Origin of the sequence: Modicisalibacter luteus DSM 23508, from assembly GCF_000378505.1 — a bacterium.
In the GTDB taxonomy this organism is placed as follows: Bacteria; Pseudomonadota; Gammaproteobacteria; order Pseudomonadales; family Halomonadaceae; genus Modicisalibacter; species Modicisalibacter luteus.
The window spans coordinates 155,084-172,713 of the sequence record NZ_KB899996.1; the positions used below are offsets into that span (position 1 = coordinate 155,084).

Genomic DNA, 17,630 nt, shown 5'->3' on the forward strand with positions numbered 1-17,630 from the left:
CGACGACATATTCAGCAGGATAGGGAGGAGCGATGAAAACGGTGACCTCGTACCCTTACGACGTCCGTATCATCGAGAATACGTTCATCACCATGCGCGACGGCGCACAGTTGGCTGCGCGTATCTGGGTCCCGGAGGGGGCCGAGAACGAGCCGTTGCCCGCCATCATGGAATACATTCCCTACCGCAAGCGGGACCTGACCCGTGGGCGTGACGCCAACAACCACACCTACATGGCCGGTCATGGTTACGTTTGTGTGCGTGTGGACATGCGCGGCAGCGGGGACTCCGACGGCACGGTGATCGACGAGTACACGCAGCAGGAACAGGAAGATGCCGTCGACTGCATTGCCTGGATTGCCAAGCAGCCCTGGTGCGACGGTAACGTCGGCATGATGGGTATCTCCTGGGGCGGCTTCAACAGCCTGCAAGTGGCGGCCAAGCAGCCCCCTGAGTTGAAGGCCATCATCAGTGTCTGTTCCAGCGACGACCTGTACGCCGATAACATGCACTACATGGGTGGCTGTCTGCTGGGCGACAACCTCTCCGAAGCCACCGTCATGTTTGCCTTCAACAGTCTGCCGCCGGACCCCGAGATTGTCGGTGATCGCTGGCGTGACATGTGGTTCGAACGCCTCAAGGGCAGCGGTCTGTGGCTCGACTCCTGGCTGAGTCATCAGCGACGCAGCGAATACTGGAGCAAGAGTTCGCTATGCGAGCACTACGACGCGATCCAGTGCCCGGTGTTCGCCGTTGGCGGCTGGGCCGACGGTTTCACCAACACGGTCTTCCGTCTGCTCGACCATCTTGACGTGCCGCGTATTGGACTGATCGGGCCGTGGGGGCACAAGTATCCCCATCAGGGCATTCCCGGCCCGGCCATTGGGTTCCTGCAGGAAACCCTGCGCTGGTGGGATTACTGGCTCAAGGGCAAGGACACCGGCATCATGGACGAGCCCATGCTGCGTGCCTGGCTACAGGATCACGTACCACCGGATAATTCCTACGAGGATCGTCCGGGTCGCTGGATCGGCGAGGAACAGTGGCCATCGCCGAACATCGAACAACGGCGTTACCCGCTCGGGCCGCACCGGATCGGGCAGGAAGGCGAGGAGGATGCTCCACTCGAGGATACGGCCGATGAGGTATCGCTGACCGTGAAATCGCCGCTGAGCGTGGGCCAGTCCGCCGGCAAGTGGTGCTCCTACGCAGCCACTCCGGACCTGCCAGGCGATCAGCGCGAGGAAGATGGTGGCTCGCTGGTATTCCGTGGCCCGGTACTGGAAGAGGCACTGGAAATCGCGGGTCGCCCCGAACTGGAGCTGGAGCTCAGCGCCGACAAGCCGCAAGCCATGGTGGCGGTGCGCCTGTCGGACGTAGCGCCCGACGGCAAGTCCACGCGCATCACTTACGGCCTGCTCAACCTGTCGCATCGCGATAGCGATGCTAACCCCGAGCATATAGAGCCGGGCAAGCGCTATCGTGTCAGGGTGCCGCTCAATGGCATCGCCCAGCACTTCCCTGCAGGGCATCAATTGCGCGTCTCGGTATCGACATCCTACTGGCCGCTGGCCTGGGTACCCCCCGAGCCCGTGGAACTTACTATCTACCCGGCCAAGAGTGCCCTGCACCTGCCCGTGCGCCAGACCCGAGCCGACGATGCCAGGTTGCGCCCCTTCGAGGAGCCCGAAGAGGCCCCGGCGGTCGAGACCACGCGCCTGGAGCCCAGCGAGCACAACTGGCTATTGCACCGGGATCTCGCCCGAAAGCAGTCGACGATGGAAGTCGTCAACGACCAGGGCGGATTCCGCATCGATGAGATCGGTACCGAAATCCGGCGCAGCACTCGGGAGTGGTACTCCTACGTGGACGACGATTTCACCTCGGTACGTGGCGAGACCTACACCGAGCGCGGCTTCAAGCGCGACGACTGGGATATCGAGGTCGTGACGCGCACCGTACTGACGTGCACCCGGACTGATTTCGAGATACATGCCGAACTCGACGCCTACGAAGACGGCTACCGGGTCTATTCTGAAAACTGGGACCGTACCATTCCCCGAGATCACATGTGATTCTTGTTGCTCCTCCAGCAAGCTTGGCCCCCCACATCTCCTCCGGGGGGCTTTTTTTGTCTAGTGCGTCTTCCAGGGCAACTCATCTTTCGCCTGATCGGTCTCGTAATGCTTGAAGGCGGATCTGACTTCCTTGCGTAGTTGCTCGTCATCCCAGGGCTTGGTCAGGAACTTGTAGATTTCACCCTGATTGATCGCATCGGTGACTGACTTAAGGTCCGTGTAGCCCGAAAGCACGATGCGGACAGTGTCAGGGTACAACTCTTTGACCCGGCTGAAGAAAACAGTGCCGTTCATCTCCGGCATGCGCTGATCAGAGATAATGACCTGAACATCATGCTTGGCTAATAACTCAAAGGCATCCTGAGCACGACTGGCGGTAAATATTCGATAGCCTTCACGCCGCAGTACCCGCGTCAGGGCACGCAGGATGTTCTCTTCGTCATCCAGCAGGAGCAGTGTCTGGGAGTCCTCCTCGATGCTGTCGGCATTGCGCTTCTCCGGTGTACTCTGATTCTCGTGCAGGAAGTCTGTAAGCGCATCGAAGGACATGGGCTTACCGAAGTAGTAGCCTTGGAATGCATCGCAGTGAACCTTCTTGAGGAAGGCAAACTGCGGTTCCGTTTCAACCCCTTCGGCAAGAACCGGCAGGCCAAGATGATGAGCCATGGAGATTATTCCTTGCGCAATTGCGGCATCGTGTTGGTCACTGATGATTTCCCTGATGAAGGAGCGATCGATTTTTATTTTATCGATAGGTAATCGCTTGAGGTAATTCAGGCTGGAGTAGCCGGTCCCAAAGTCGTCAATAGCGATTCTCAACCCAAGTTTCTTCAGCTTGTACATGGTGAGGATGGCATGTTCGGCATCCCCCAGAAGGGCATTCTCTGTGACTTCCAGTTCCAGAAAACTGGCATCGAGCTGGGTTCTTTCCAGAACGCTACGGACACTTTCAGCGAAACCGGGTCGCTGGAATTGCATGGGAGAGATATTCACGGCAACCGAGGGGCAAGCCAGACCTTGGTCGTTAAGGCGCTTGATATATCGGCAGGCGGTTTCCATAACCCACAAATTAATGGGAAATATCTGTCCGGTATGCTCCGCAACGGGAATAAATGCCGAGGGGGGGATAGGCCCTTTTTCCGGATGGTTCCATCGGATCAGCGCTTCAACGCCAACAATGGTTCTGCCATGTTTATCCACCTGAGGCTGGTAGACAACCTCGAATTCTTCCCTCTCCAAGGCTTTTTGTATGTCGCTTCTCAGGGTTAGACGCTCGTTGACCTGCTCATTAAGGTCCTCGGTATACCATTGATAGCTGTTCCGGCCGTGCTGCTTGGCCTTGTACATTGCCAAATCAGCCCGCTGTATCAACGCTCTTGGCTCTTCCTCTAAACCATCACTGACAGCGATGCCGGCGCTCGCGGTAATACGCAGTTCCACCCCGTTGACATGAAAAGGAAGCGCGATCCGCTCAATGACACTTTCAGCCACCAGCAGAACGTCTTCCTCACGCTCCAGGTCCGGTAATAGAAGCACGAACTCATCACCGCCCAGGCGGGCAACGGTATCGCCAGGCCTGGTCTGCTGGCTCAAGCGCCTGGCAACCTCGATGAGCACCTGATCGCCAGCGAGATGGCCCATGGAATCGTTGATCGGCTTGAAACCATCAAGATCGATAAACACGACCGCCAACTTACGCTCGGAGCGCTTGGCTAACTGGCAGCCCTGATCCACGCGATCCTCGAGCAGCGAGCGATTCGGCAAGCCGGTGAGCACGTCATGGCTGGCGTTATAAGCCAGTTCCGATTCGAAGCGCTTCTGCTCGGATATATCGCTCTGGACGCTGATGTAATGGGTCACCAACCCCGATTCATCCCTTACGGGCGCGATATAGAGTTCATTCCAGAAAGGCGAGCCATCCTTGTGAAAATTACGCAGAACCGTATGGACTTCGCGCTTCTCCTGAAATGCCGCCCGAATCTCTTCGATGCCGGACTGCTCGCGATCCGCCCCCTGAAGAAAGCGACTATTCTTGCCTATCGCTTCTGCTGCTCTATAGCCTGTGATCCTTTCAAAGGACGAATTGACATAAATGATCGGCATATCGGGCGCCTGGGCATCGGCAATGGCAATCCCGTTATAGCTTGCCTCGATACTCCGTTGCAGAAGATGCAACTGCCTATCCGCTTCCTTGCGCTGGCTAATGTCCCGCAGCGACAATAGCTGCATGGTCTCGCCATCCCACTCCGTGGTTGAGCGCTGCACTTCAACGGCGACTTCACTGCCGTCGTTCGCTAGTGCAGACCACTCGAAGAGACTGTCATGCCTGGGTACGTCGAACTTCCTCTGCAATAGCGCATTGTAGTCACAACGAAACAGCAGGCCTGCGGAAGAGTTGGCATAGCGCACTCTACCCGTGAAATCCAACAGCAGGACGGCATCCCGGTTATCTTCCAGCAGCTGGCGAAAGGTTTCTTCCTTTCGCGCTATTTCGGCCTTGGCTTCAATAGTTTCGGTAACGTCTTTTACCATTACCAGACGTGCCGGATTATCATTGAACTCAATATCATGGACATTGAGGTCTGCATACACGAGCCTGTTCTGGCTAGCCTGCAAGGCCCACGAACCCACTTTATAGGGCGCATCAGGCTCATCGATTTCTTCATAGTGCTCATCGAAGCGTTGATGTTCTTCGGCAGCAAGCAAATCGGGAATCGTCTTTTCCTGGAACTCCTGCTGGGAATAACCGAACAGATCACACGCCGCCTGATTGGCCGCCAAGATAGCCAACGTTTCCCGGTGATGGATGTACATCGGCTCGGGATTGGCTTCGAACAGTAACCGGTAACGTCTTTCACTCTCGGCCAGTATGTCGACTGACCGTGCACGCTCCACGGCGTAGCGAATGCTGCGCGCCAACAGCCCACTGGTAATTTCGCCCTTCACCAGATAATCAGAAGCCCCTAGCTCGATTGCCTGTGCATCGAGCTCAGCATCGTAATGGCCTGTGAGCAGAATCATGGGGAGGCGAATGCCCAATTCGTTCGACTGGCGGATGAGCTCGGTTCCGGGCACGGCGCCTAGTAGATAATCAATAAGGACTAGATCATGTCTCTGACCTTGAAGCGCGTCGAGTCCTTCTTCGTAAGAAGCAGCCCACTCAATCTCGAAGGAAAGACTCTCGGATTGTCGCAGCAGGTCACGAGTAATCAGAAAATCGTCTTCGTCATCATCGACAAGCAGAACATGTAGCAAGCCATCTCTAATCATGTCGGTTTACCCCTGCAGGCAACTCGACAACCTGCAGCCAGTAACGCCCCAGCGCTTGAACGACATCAAGCAGGCCATTGAAGCTCACCGGCTTGGTAATGAAAGAGTTCACGCCGGTATCGTAGCTGCGAATGATGTCTTCCTCGTCGGAAGAGGTCGTCATGATGACAACAGGAATATAGCGTAGCGCCTCATCCGCCTTGATCTCTGCCAGGGCTTCTCGGCCGTCCATCAACGGCATGTTGAGATCAAGCAGGATCAGTCCCGGTGTGGGGTGTTGCTGAGCATCCGAATAAGGCAGTTGGCGTTTCAGGTAAGCGAGCAGCTCTTCACCGTCATGGACAAAATGTAATGTATTCGCCACGCGGCTCTCGTTGAAAGCTTCCTTCATCAGCAAGCAATCGTCCGGGTCATCGTCCGCTACCAGAATATGGATGGGCTGTTTTGTCTGCATACTGGCTGCCCCATTTATCGCTTAAAGGTGACTCGAAACGTAGTGCCTTGCCCTAACCGGCTGGTAGCGGTTATCTGTGCCCCATGACGCTCCGCAATTTTCTTAACTATGGCAAGCCCAATCCCCGTTCCGGCATAGGCCTGCCTGGCATGTAGCCGCTGGAACGGGTTGAAAATACGGTCAAGGTACTTTTCGTCGAACCCGATGCCCTGGTCAGCCACACAGAGAGTCCATTGGTCATCCGTTACCGCCTCTGCATGGACTCGAACCTGGGGCGGGTTATCCTTCTGATGGAATTTGACCGCGTTACTCACCAGATTCTGCAACAGCTGGCGCATTTGTGTCTCATCCCCCTGGACCGATGGTAATGCGCCCACATCGATGCTCGCCTGGCTCTCCTGCAGGGTCATGTCCATGTCCTGGAGCACCTCCGCCAGGATGCGGTTCAGGTCGAGTGTAACAAAGGGCCTGGATTGTGTACTGATCCGGGAATAGGCCAGCAAATCCTTTATCAGACCCTGCATGCGGCCGGCTGCCGAGTTCATTCGCGCCAGGTAATCCCGCCCTTCGTCATCCAGGCCGCCAGCCCTGAGACGCAAGCGCTCGGAGAATGCCTGAATCTTGCGCAGGGGTTCCTGCAGGTCGTGCGAAGCAACAAAGGCAAAGTCCTGAAGGTCCCGATTGCTGCGCTCCAGGTCACGTAGCGTAGCGTGCAGGGCCCTCTCGGCTGCCTTATGTTCGGTGATATCCTTGCCCACCCCGAATACGCCAACCACTTGGCCGTCGACGATGGTCGGCAGGTTGACCATGTCCATCTCCCGAGTGTCGCCCTGCTTCGTCTGCAATTTCACTTCGTAGCGCTGGGCCTCGCCAGCCAGGACGGCTTGGTAATGCACCAGGACACGTGGCAGGTCTTGCTTATCGACAAATTCCGAGAAATGCCTACCCAGGATTTCACTTCTTGTGTAGCTCGACAGCTCACAGCCAGATTGATTAGCGCTGAGAATGTTGCCTTCGGCATCGAACGAAAAGACCGGATTGGGATTGTGGTCAAACAGTGACCGATAGCGCTGCTCGCTATCCTCGAGGCTCAGGCGATCCCGCTCCCTTTCAATAGCGATGGAGGCAAGATGCGCGTAGGCGCTGATAAACTCCAACTGCTCCGTGGACGGCGATCGTGTCTCGTTCTGGTAAATGGCAAACGTCCCCAGCACCCTTCCGCTACGGTCCTTGATGGGCGTGGAGCTACAGGCACGCAGCCCATGACTTAAGGCCGTAGTGCGGTAGGCCTCCCAGTTGGGGTCATTGGCAATATCTTCCGTCACGACCAGGGCCTGGTGAAACGCCGCGGCACCGCAGGTGCCCATGCCCGGCCCGATGAGCATGCCGTGGACCTTCTGGATAAACTCTGCCGGCAGGCTAGGCGACGCACCATGCACCAGCCGCTGCCCTTCGTTATCCACAAGCAGTATGGAATACCGTGCCCCGGGGAAACGCGCTTCACCGACTTCACAGATGGCGTTAAGCGTCGCTGCCAATGGTGAGTTGGTCGATATCATCTCCAGGATGCGACGCTGTTCCTCGATGAAGGCTTCACTCTGGGCAAGCCGGGTAATGTCCTGTGCAATCGCGAAACTTGCTTGTTCCTCTTCAGACCAGACAGCCGCCCAGGCCACATGAACCGTACTGCCATCCTTGTGACGATAGCGATTGCGGAACAGGGGAGCCTGCCTTCCGCCCAGATTCATGTCTTTCGAAAAGACCGCCAGGGTGCGTTCACGGTCTTCTGGAATAATAAAATCAACGAATCGCCGGCCGAGCATCTCTTCGGGACGGTAACCGAAAACGCTCTCGCAAGAAGGGCTGACCTGGGTAAAGCGGCCGTGCTCATCGAACGTGCAGAGTACATCCATCGAATAGCGGGTAACCCGCTGATTCCATGCCTCCAGATTAGCTTGCTGCTGTAGGCTGCTCTCCAGCTCTCGGTTGAGATGTTTCAGATGCCTTGATCGCTCGTTGGCAAGATGCGCCAGACGCTGGCTCAGCGTTAGAAAGAAGCTGAAGCAAAGACCGAAAAGGATGACCAGCGCGGGTAGCACCGCAGAGGGATGCATGTCGCGGGAATTCTGATAGGCCCTCAAGCGCCAACGAATATCGTGGTGTAGCGACAATGTATTTTCACCGAGCATGATTGGCAGCCCTTCGTCTTTCGCGCGGCCTGAATCAAAAAGCAGCTGCTCATCCTGATAGATCTGGACGGCAAAGTGGTTCCGCTCATCGCTGAGCACATCACTCAAGACGCCTCTGAGATCCAGGCTAGCAACGATGATTCCGCCTGATTCAGCCAAGCGAAACGGAGCTGCCAACAGGAGGCTGTTGTCCGTCGCATTGAGGTGTATCGCGCGGCTGAGATGAGGCTCATGGCTAGTCTGGATATGGCTTAGCCAGTCACCCTGCGCAGCGATCGCCTGCAGGTGCTGAAGCCGCTCTCCCGGCCCTACTACGCGTTCCTCGAGCCACAAAGGGTGTAGCGATTCATCCAGGACAGTGATCAGTTCTATATCGGGGTAGTCCTGAAGATAACTGAAAGCTTCCTGCCTCCAGAAATGCTGGGCAGGTAACCGGCCGGCCGCCTCCCAGCGTGTGGCCATGCGTTGCACCGAAGCCAGCTGCACCGAAAGCGTCTGCTCGGTATCTGCCTGAACCCTGGACAGAAATTGCTCGCCCCGCTGACTCGTTGAATGAATGGCTTGCTGACTGAGCAGATACCCCACCAGGCAGGTCAGGAAAGCCCCCCCCAAACTGATAAGAATCGATCGCCTATCAAGGCGTTGTGTGCGGCCTGGCAGGAAGGACAGCAACCCCATGCCGCCGCCCAGCAGTACGACAAGCAGATCAATGTTGATTGGGGATTCGAGTCCCCTGCTCAGTCGAGCGCTCTCCGGTACATACCCCCCATAGGACAGTTGGGAGAGCACGCCGGCAACGATAATAGCCAGCCCCAGCGTACCGCTCAGCCATTTCCGGGACGGCGCCCATGAATTAGCGAGGCAGGCAGCCACGACGAACAAGCCCACGAGTGCCAGCGCATTCTGAATCCGGAAGGCGCCCTGGCCAACAGCACCAGGCAAGGGCAAACCGCTACCAGCACTCTCTGCCAACTGAAAGAGCGCCATGACAAGCAGCAGGCCCAACGAAAGAAAATACGCACCCCGCCAGTGACGCAGGATACTCAAAATGGTGAATCCGGCCAGCGCCAGAAACAGGGCGCTTCCTGGCGCGATTACCATGGCATGCAAGTCCGATGGCACGGCACTGCTGATCAGCGCAATCCCCCCCGTTGTCAGCAGGGAAAAGGCGAGAACATAAAAATAAACGTGATAAACATCGTACCGTACGTACATGACTAACCTTTGAAATCCTGGGGACCGAGCAGGCGTAGAATCTCGTCTGGAGAGACCAGCCCTTGGCGCAGCTTCTCACACGCATCATCGAGCAGCGTGGACATGCCCTGCTCCCTTGCCAACGCCTCGAATCGCCAAGGGCTTACGCCCTGCGCAACGGCTTCCCGCAAGGCATCGTTCATGAGCAGCACTTCATGCAGGCCAACCCGTCCTTTGTAACCCTGATGGCAATGACGACAGCCGCGCCCGCTATAGAAACGCGATTGCAAATCGAAAAGCCGCTTACCGAGACGCTCTGCCTGCTCAGACGAAAGCGAGACCTCTTCTCGGCAATGTGGGCAAACCTGCCTGGCCAGGCGCTGAACGGAAATGGCCTCCAGGGCAGACGCCAGCGCATACGGCCCCGCTTTCAGCTCAGTCAGGCGAGCCATGACGGAGGCAATGGAGTGCGCGCGCAGTGTCGAGAGCACCAGATGGCCGGAGGCCGCCGCCTCAAGGGCCGCAGTCGCGATCTCCTCGGTGCGGAGCTCACCAAGCAGAATGATGTCGGGGTTCTGCTGCAACGTGGTGTGGAAGAGATTGGCAAAATCCGGCCCGGATCGCTTGTTTGCGGTAACTTGTCCGGCCAGGTCGGCCTGGTACTTCACCGGATTGTCCAAGGTGATGATGTGCTTCTCTGCGGAGGACGCATGATGTAGCAGGGCGTAAAGCATGGATAGCTTGCCACTGTCGGTCGGCCCTGCAGCTATCATGATCCCCTGGGGTTGGCTGCTCGCATGCAGCAAGCGCCTGGCGTTATGTGGCGACAGGCCCAAGTCGCCGAGCGAGCGCGCGGCGGCCTGGCGTTCGAGGATCTGAATGGCGACTTTTTCGCCATGCACAGTAGGCAACAGTGTGATATCGAGGTCGACGATGCGCATCGGCATCTTGACCGTAATGCGCCCTTCCTGGGGGTGCCGACGCTGGGTGATATCGAGTTCGGCCATCATCTTGATCCGCGATACCACGGACATCATCAGCGCCAATGGAATCTGAATCTTGTCCTGCAACACCCCGTCGATGCGGTAACTCACCGCAACATGATGGGTACGCGGATGAATATGGATAGCACTGGCGCCAAGGCGCAGGGCTTCAAGAATAATGGCATTGACCAGGCGAATGGCAGGAGGGTCTGCCGAACTGCCCAATAACTGTTCAAGGCCTTCCGGGCTCTCCTCCTCGTCGAAAACGAGTTCGATTCCCTCATAGGGGTCATCATCGCCACCGTCAGACATTGTCTGTCCGGCAGCGTGTTGCCCTGCGTCGTCCAATGTTTCAGCCAGTTTGTCTTGAACCTGCCCGACATCGCACAACAGGGGGCGGATATCGTAGCCGGTCATCGTTCCCAGAGCCTCGATCAGCCCCGTATCCATGGGGTCGGCCATGGCCAGGTCGAGACGCTGCCCCACGATACGAAGCGGCAAAACCCACTGCTGAATGCATATCGCATGAGGGATAATGGCCAACAGGGACGGGTCGATCAGGAATTCGCGCAGGTCGACATCTTCGCATAAGCACTCGTCGCGCAGCAGGGCATGCACTGCCTGAAGATCTACCCAGTCATGCTGGAGCAGATGGCTCAGAACCGGCGCCCTGTCAGTCTGCATTGCCTTGTGAAGATGCTGTATCTGCCGGACGTTAAGCAGACCTTTTCTATGCAGCAGCATTGCCAGCCGGTTACGCTTGCCTGCATCCAGGTTGTTCAGTGGCGCCAGGTTGACGGCGTGCCTGGGGCTCTCCTGCGCCAGGATACGATTGCGGCGCCGAAGTTCGTACTGCTCGAGGGCCAGGGCCACGGTCAGACGGAGATCATCATCATCCCAGGGTTTGAGGTTGAAACGGTAGACCGCCCCTTCCTTCATCGAGCCCATCACCGCTTCGGTATTGGCATAGCCAGTCAGCATGATGCGCAGCGTTTCAGGCCATTGTTTGCGAACATAACGCAACAGCTCGCTGCCATTCATGCCGGGCATCTTGAAGTCGCTGACGACCAGCTCGACCGGAGAGCTTTCCAGCAGCGACAATGCTTCCTCGGCGCTCCGGGCAAACAACAGCTCGTAGTTCTCGCGCTGAAAAACGCGTCGCAGCGCCGCCAGGATGCCTGGGTCGTCGTCCACCAGCAGCAGCCGATACGGTCTTGTCGGCGCTGCAAGCAGCGGACTTTTATCCTCTACAGCGGCATCGACAAATAGGGCGGTGTAACGCTTATCCACGGCTGTTCCTCAGTTCACCGGTATACGCAGGGTCACGCAAGTGCCTTCACCCAGCCGGCTTTCCATGCGGACCTCGCCCCGATGGGCCACGAGGATGTCTCTCGTCACGCTCAGCCCCAGGCCGCTGCCGGCACCGACGTCTCGCGTGGTAAAAAATGGCTCGAAGGCGCGCGCGAGAATGTCGTCAGGCATACCACACCCCTCATCCTCAATGAGCACCTCCAAGGCATTATCCTGCACTCGGCTCGCCACACGGATCTGCCCTCCCGCCTCAAGGGACTTGGTCGCGTTATCGAGCACGTTGTAAAACGCCTGGGATAGCTTGGCTGGATAGCCGGCGACCTCGGGCAGCTCCCCCAGGCGTAGGCTGAGAGGCAAGACCTGATTCTGCTCTGCCTGTATCAGGCGGCAGGCGGTCGTGATCAGTGCGTTGATATCGCAGGCCGCAAAGTCGGCCTGGTCGATGTTGGAAAAAGTCTTGAGATCCGACACGATGCGGGCGATACGCTTCGTGCCACTCGACGATTCGTCGAGGAGGGCATGGAAATCCTCAAACAGCATGGCTGTCTCATGACTATCCGGCAGGCTCGCTTCAAGCTCGTCGAGATAATCATTGGCTACACGCAGATTGCTGCCAATAAAGCCGATTGGCGTGTTGATCTCGTGAGCAATCCCAGCCGCCAACTGCCCGACCGCGCGCAGGCGGGCACTTTCGTAGAGTTCCTGCTGGGCCTTCTTTATAACCCGGACCTGCTCTTCGACTTGCTGCGTCAGCCGTTGGGCTAACTGCTTGTACTTTTCCTCTGACGCCTGCACCGCGGCATGTTTCTGCTGTAGCTCAAGATAACTGGCTTCAGTGGCATCGTGATGCAAATTTGCCGCCAAACGGTACTTGCCCGCATAGAAAAGCACCAGCTCGTAAAGCCGCACAGCTGCCTGATGCTGCTCCGCCGGAAGCTCTGCCTTCAACCAGCCAAGGGTATCGAGGTTGAACTCCAGCGGCCGTGATGCTCCGTCATCATGGGCATTCAGCGCAAAGGAGGCGCCGCTCAGCTTGCCAAGCAATTCCAGCAGGCGTGCCTGATGCGCCGGCGACAGCAAGTCATCCAGCGCAAAGTCATCTTCATAGTTACGCATTGGAGGGCCCGCCAGTAGCGCTCAGGTTCTGTATGAATGCCTGGGAATCGATGGCGTGGTCACGCGCCAGGGCGAACTCGGCGTCTACAGCCGGGTAGAGACGACCCAGCAACTGGCGAAAGCTCTCCACGACACCCTGCCCATTGAGCGCGCTCGCCAGGGTCAGCGGCGCCCACGGAGTCGAGGACCACCGTGCCCGTAGCTTGTGCTCCTCGATTGCATCCTGCCGGTCGCGTTTGTTGAACTGCACGGCCAGAGGCAGCTGCTCGATATCCATGCCCAACTTCTGAAGGTTTGCCGCCAGGTTATCGAAGGCAAAGGCATTGTTGTCTTGCTGATTGAGCTGGGAATCGGCAACGAATATCGCCCCATCTGCCCGCGACAATACCGCCTTGCGCGTGCTGTCGTGCTGCACCTGGCCAGGAACGGTGTAAAGCTTCACACGTAGATCCAGCCCGCCTTCACTGCGCAAGCCAATGGGCAACATATCGAAAAACAGGGTACGGTCATCCCGTGTTTCCAGTGCCATGAGCTCACCTTTGCGCTGGGGCCGTAGCTGCGAATGCAATTGCATCAAATTTGTTGTTTTTCCACTCAGTGCGGGACCGTAATAGACGATCTTTAGAACCAGCTTGTTTTCGCTGGAAGAGTAAGTAGCCATATCTATCAGCCCCTGATTGCTCGACGGGCGAGTCCACACTATCCAGTTCGTCTCTTTCTCCAGAGACGAAGAGCTTCCTGGCCTGTGTGGTCGCCCGGTTCATGGTGGGTTGTTCTTATCCAGCTTCGGGCTGAGGCTGACGTACATGAAGCGTATAACTTGCCGATTCCGTCGCTTCAAACTTGATCAGCTTATCGATAAGCCACGCATCCAGCTCTTTACCTTCGTTCAGCAGTAACGTGCCATTTTCGGCATAAAGAGAGCGTGCCATGACCATGCCTGGCTCCAGTTTGAGCGTATCAACCACCAGGACCGTATCATCGGCGAGCGTGGTATCCAGCTTCTGCTCGATACACAGACTGACGAACTGCTCACAAAGCTCTGGGTCATAGAATCGCCCAGAAAACTTCTGGAGCAACTTTAGAGCCTCGTCACGCTCCAGGTTGCGCGCGAGTACCGTACCCTGCTGAAGCTCAACGAAATCTACGGCCAGCCTCAGCAGTCGTGCGCCGAACGGAATCTCCATCTCACGCAAGTGATCCGGAAAGCCACTGCCATTCCAGCGTTCCTGGTGATGACGTATCAGCATGGCTGCTTCACGCAGGGGCTCGAGTGTCATCAGCAAGCTCTCGCCAAGCTCGGGGTAGCGGCGATACTGGTCAAGGTCTTCCTTGTAGAGCAGATCCGAAGGGCGGGTGAACAGGCTGTCTTTCCAGGTCAGCTTACCGAGATTGTAGAGCGCAGCAGCCATGGCCAGGTTTCGGCTCGTTGCTTCATCCAGCTCATGGTGCTGTGCGAAAGCCTTGACCAGTGCCACGACCCGGCCGTTGGTCTGAAAGTCACGCGGTAACCGCTGATTGATCAGTGATGAGAATACTTCAGTGGCCGTGACGTAGCTGCGCTTGAGCTCGGCATAGGCAAGGTCGAGCATATCGGCGACTTCCTGCAGTTCCGCCGTTCTTGCCCTTACCCGATTCTCGAGGTCGGCGTTCAGCTCCTGCAACTGCTGGTTTTGCGCCAGCGTGAGTCGCTCCAGCCGCTGTCGCTCACGCTCCGCAAACTGGTAGTCGAGCGCCTGACGGATAATCAAGCGAAGCTCATCATCGTCCCAGGGCTTGCTGATATAGCGGTATATCTGTCCTTCGTTGATGGCCCTGATCGTCGTGCTGATATCAGCGTAGCCGGTGAGCAGAATGCTCAGGCAGTCCGGCCAATGCTGCTGTATCTCGGCAAGCAATGTGGCGCCATCCATGCCCGGCATACGGGCGTCGGAGACCACCAGATCCACGTGCTGGGCTTTCATCAGGTCCAGGGCTTGTTCGCCGCCGTTCGCTGTGAGCAGTGTATATGGTTCGTTCCTGAGCACCCGCCTCAGGCTTCTCAGGATATTTTCTTCATCGTCGACCAGCAGCAATGTCGGGGTTGCTGCTTCCAGGCACTGCTCGCTCATACTCCAATCTCTTTGCTGGCGTCTGACGTGGCTGGCTGTTGCGCTGGCAACCACACCCGGAAGCGTGTTCCACGGCCGACTTCACTAAATACCTGGATTCGCCCATGGTGTTTCTGGACAATGTTGTAGGAAAGCGATAGGCCAAGCCCGGTTCCCCTGCCTACCGGCTTGGTGGTAAAGAATGGCTCGTAAATGCGATTAAGCAGGGAGGGATCCATGCCCTTGCCAGTGTCTTCGACCTCGATCCAGACCCATGTTTCTTCGACGCCTGTACGCAGCGTAATACAGCCGAATTCCTCGATGGCATGTGCGGCATTGACCAGCAGGTTCATGATGACCTGATTGATCTGAGAGGAAATGCATTCGACCTCGGGAAGGTCCCCGTACTCCTTGACGACCTCTGCCTTGTACTTGAGTTCGCTCTTGACCACGTTGAGGGTGGTATCAATGCCACGATGAAGGTCTGCCAGGCGGAACTCTTCTTCATCGATGTGCGAGAAGTCCTTGAGTGCAGTAATGATCTTCTTGACCCGCCCAAGGCCATCCTCTGATTCTGCTATCAGGTCTTCCACGTCGCTTCTGATGTATTCGTATTCGAGGCTCTGCTTGAGCTGCTTGAGCTCAGTAATATCCCCTGCCTGGTCCACAGAATCGATGATACGCAGCAAGTCCTTTACGTAACCTGTTAGCGTCTTGAGATTGGAAGATACATAGCCGATAGGGTTGTTGATTTCATGGGCGACCCCGGCAGCAAGCTGCCCGATAGCCGCCATTTTCTCTGACTGAAGTAGCTGGTTATTGGCTTTTTCCAACTGCTCAATGAGGTGCTTTTGCGCAACCTCACGTGTCGCTCCTGCGCTTGGCTCTGCAGGACAGGGTTTGGCGGTATCGACCCGGTCGGTGTCCCGCTGCAATACGAGAGCGTAGTGCACTTTCCTGTCTTCGCTAACGAAGGGAAACAGCTGCCAGCTCTGTACGGGCATGACCTTTTCTTCGGGAGGCCTGAAGGGTAGCTGAATCAGGCTATAGCCCTTTTCCCATGACAGGCTATTAAGCTCATCCTGGCCACTGGCCTGGTTAATCACCTGATGGAAGTATTCATTATCCGCTTCGGGAAAGACGCTGATGAAAGCGTGCCCCTCGGCCTGCGCCAGCGACTTGCCACTGCATTGGCTAACCAGCTCGTTCCAGTACCGAACCTTCAAATCCTGGTCGAGGACAATCAACCCCAGGTTGATACGCTCAACCATAGCGAGCATCAGGGAGGCATGAGAACTATCCAAGGAAGACTCCCAGGGTGATGTGGCCGGCAGCGAGGTTGGCAGGGGGTAGGTGCTCACGTTTAGCGTCACTCACGGAACGATATAGAAAAATGAAGCACTGCCTGCATGATCAAAGGGTTAACTGAAGGTGCAGACAGAACAGCCAATTGCGGTTCGGCGCGGGCCGTTAGACTCTAATTGCGTTATCGGCCAGGAAAGCCCGTTCTTGAGTGGGCGGAGAGATTTTTAGGAATTTTTTGCTCATTCGCGTGCAATAGCGCCCAGTTTGGTCCCTTATCAACCAACATGGCGTTCACTGAGGTAGGGAGTTTCTGCTGGAGAAGCCGCTAACAGTTAGATAAACCAAGCATTAGCGGCGTGTTAGGCAAGCAGGCTGGCTAGAAAGACGTTTGCATTTGCTCAACGACATCCAGCCCCTCATTAACCAGGCACAGTTGCCGCCACTTGTCGAACGTCAGGCAAGGATGCGACGCACCGAACGCCACGATATCCCCTATCCGGACATCACCGGCACCTTCCGGCAGGGCAATAAAGGCGTGTTGATCCATCAACTTGGTCACCTTCCACCCCGCCACGCTCAACAGGTCTTTGGCGTTGCCCCCTTCACGGTATCGACGCAGCGGCTCGGGTAGCTGATCGAAGCCGATATCACGCTTGCCCAACGCGATGATCGCCAACCCCGGCTCGGGCAACGACTGCACCTGTGCAAATACCTCCAGAGCTGGCAGCAGCCCCTCATGAAGGTCGGGGCGTCGCGTCAACACGCCTCTCTGCGCCTCTCGGTACAGGCCATGGTCGTGAACCACGTAGCAGCCCGGTCTCAGTACCGGCACGAACCGTCCACGCAGCTCGGCGGCATCGAACGCCTCGGCGATCAGGTCGTACCAGGCCGAGCCTGAGGCAGTGATGATCGGTGCCTCTACCGCAAGCAGGCCATCCTGGTCGAGACGCTGGGCACAGGCGATCAATTGCGCAGCATAGTCACGAATTGCCGGCACCGGGTCCGTGCCATGCACTACACCCTCGTAGCCTTCCATACCGGCCATGCGCAGTGCCGGTTGGGCAGCCACGCTGTGTGCCACGCCGAGAACCTGTTCAAGCGTACGGCAGCCTGTGCGCCCCCCGGGTACACCCAGTTCAACCAGGACATTGAGCGTTTGCCCGGCGGCAGCGAAATGGCGCCCCAGCGCTTCGACGTTGGCGGTGGAGTCGACCACGCAGTAGACCTCGGCGCCTGCCTCGATCAACCCGGCGACGATCGCCATGTTGGCTTCGCCGATCAACTGATTGGCCATCAGCAAGCGCTGTACGCCAGCCGCGAAGGCCGCTCGGCACTGGGGCGCCGTGGCCAGGGTAATGCCCCAGGCGCCAGCCTCGAGCTGTCTCTGGAATAATGCCGGCGTCATGGTGGTCTTGCCGTGCGGTGCGAGATAGGCCCCATGAGACGCGGCGAAGCGCTGCATCCACGCCAGGTTATGCGCCAGAGGCGCCTCGAAGATTGCCGCCGCCGGCAGGCTGACCCCGGTCAGCAGTGATCCCCCTGTCTCGGGCGTGCCCTTGTCCCCCAACGTCGTGGTGTTGGCCTTCCGTTTCGTTTCGCGCATCACGCTCCCCCTTTTCACGCCACGTCAGGTATAGCGT

At 57.3% G+C, this 17,630-nt stretch carries 10 protein-coding genes; 1 reads left to right on the forward strand and 9 read right to left on the reverse strand.

Going from position 1 to position 17,630, the window contains the following annotated elements; all coding sequences use genetic code 11:
• The first annotated feature begins 32 nt into the window (after window positions 1-32).
• A complete protein-coding gene (locus F568_RS0113120) occupies window positions 33-2,075 on the forward strand; it encodes a CocE/NonD family hydrolase (protein ID WP_019019196.1) in 2,043 nt (680 codons plus the stop codon).
• A 60-nt stretch (window positions 2,076-2,135) separates the two neighbouring features.
• On the opposite strand, the gene F568_RS0113125 is transcribed toward F568_RS0113120, so the two are convergent.
• The 9 genes from F568_RS0113125 to F568_RS0113165 all read right to left on the reverse strand — a co-directional run bounded on the left by F568_RS0113125 (window position 2,136) and on the right by F568_RS0113165 (window position 17,593).
• Entirely contained in the window at window positions 2,136-5,348 is a 3,213-nt protein-coding gene (locus F568_RS0113125; RefSeq protein ID WP_019019197.1) for an EAL domain-containing protein, read from the reverse strand.
• Window positions 5,341-5,802, reverse strand: a complete 462-nt coding sequence (locus F568_RS0113130; protein ID WP_019019198.1) for a response regulator — start codon at window positions 5,800-5,802, stop codon at window positions 5,341-5,343. Before F568_RS0113130 ends, F568_RS0113125 begins: the two co-directional genes overlap by 8 nt.
• A gap of 14 nt (window positions 5,803-5,816) precedes the next feature.
• Window positions 5,817-9,206 carry a PAS domain S-box protein gene (locus F568_RS25430; RefSeq protein WP_019019199.1) on the reverse strand — a complete coding sequence of 1,130 codons (3,390 nt, stop codon included), beginning with the start codon at window positions 9,204-9,206 and terminating at the stop codon, window positions 5,817-5,819.
• Window positions 9,207-9,208: 2 nt separating this feature from the next.
• The gene (locus tag F568_RS0113140; RefSeq protein WP_019019200.1) at window positions 9,209-11,458 is read right to left on the reverse strand and encodes an ATPase, T2SS/T4P/T4SS family; all 2,250 of its coding nucleotides are present in this window, start codon (window positions 11,456-11,458) and stop codon (window positions 9,209-9,211) included.
• A 9-nt stretch (window positions 11,459-11,467) separates the two neighbouring features.
• On the reverse strand, window positions 11,468-12,595 hold the full coding sequence (locus F568_RS0113145) for a sensor histidine kinase (protein WP_019019201.1): 1,128 nt from the start codon (window positions 12,593-12,595) through the stop codon (window positions 11,468-11,470).
• Window positions 12,588-13,124, reverse strand: a complete 537-nt coding sequence (locus F568_RS0113150) for a GTP-binding protein (protein WP_244874809.1) — start codon at window positions 13,122-13,124, stop codon at window positions 12,588-12,590. The genes F568_RS0113145 and F568_RS0113150 overlap by 8 nt, the downstream gene beginning before the upstream one ends.
• A 247-nt stretch (window positions 13,125-13,371) precedes the next feature.
• A complete protein-coding gene (gene nosR / locus F568_RS0113155; protein ID WP_019019203.1) occupies window positions 13,372-14,706 on the reverse strand; it encodes a response regulator c-di-GMP phosphodiesterase, NosR family in 1,335 nt (444 codons plus the stop codon).
• Entirely contained in the window at window positions 14,703-15,989 is a 1,287-nt protein-coding gene (locus F568_RS0113160; RefSeq protein WP_211213442.1) for an ATP-binding protein, read from the reverse strand. The genes nosR and F568_RS0113160 overlap by 4 nt, the downstream gene beginning before the upstream one ends.
• A gap of 377 nt (window positions 15,990-16,366) precedes the next feature.
• Window positions 16,367-17,593: an amino acid deaminase gene (locus F568_RS0113165; protein WP_019019205.1), complete on the reverse strand. Its 1,227-nt coding sequence runs from the start codon at window positions 17,591-17,593 to the stop codon at window positions 16,367-16,369.
• Window positions 17,594-17,630 lie beyond the last annotated feature (37 nt).

Excerpts from the sequence above, each read along its gene's own strand:
- nosR (WP_019019203.1), bottom strand. The coding sequence starts at position 14,706 with ATGAGCGAGCAGTGCCTGGAAGCAGCAACCCCGACATTGCTGCTGGTC.
- F568_RS0113165 (WP_019019205.1), bottom strand. The coding sequence starts at position 17,593 with ATGCGCGAAACGAAACGGAAGGCCAACACCACGACGTTGGGGGACAAG.
- F568_RS0113120 (WP_019019196.1), top strand. The coding sequence starts at position 33 with ATGAAAACGGTGACCTCGTACCCTTACGACGTCCGTATCATCGAGAAT.
- F568_RS0113125 (WP_019019197.1), bottom strand. The coding sequence starts at position 5,348 with ATGATTAGAGATGGCTTGCTACATGTTCTGCTTGTCGATGATGACGAA.
- F568_RS25430 (WP_019019199.1), bottom strand. The coding sequence starts at position 9,206 with ATGTACGTACGGTACGATGTTTATCACGTTTATTTTTATGTTCTCGCC.
- F568_RS0113130 (WP_019019198.1), bottom strand. The coding sequence starts at position 5,802 with ATGCAGACAAAACAGCCCATCCATATTCTGGTAGCGGACGATGACCCG.
- F568_RS0113150 (WP_244874809.1), bottom strand. The coding sequence starts at position 13,124 with ATGGCACTGGAAACACGGGATGACCGTACCCTGTTTTTCGATATGTTG.
- F568_RS0113145 (WP_019019201.1), bottom strand. The coding sequence starts at position 12,595 with ATGCGTAACTATGAAGATGACTTTGCGCTGGATGACTTGCTGTCGCCG.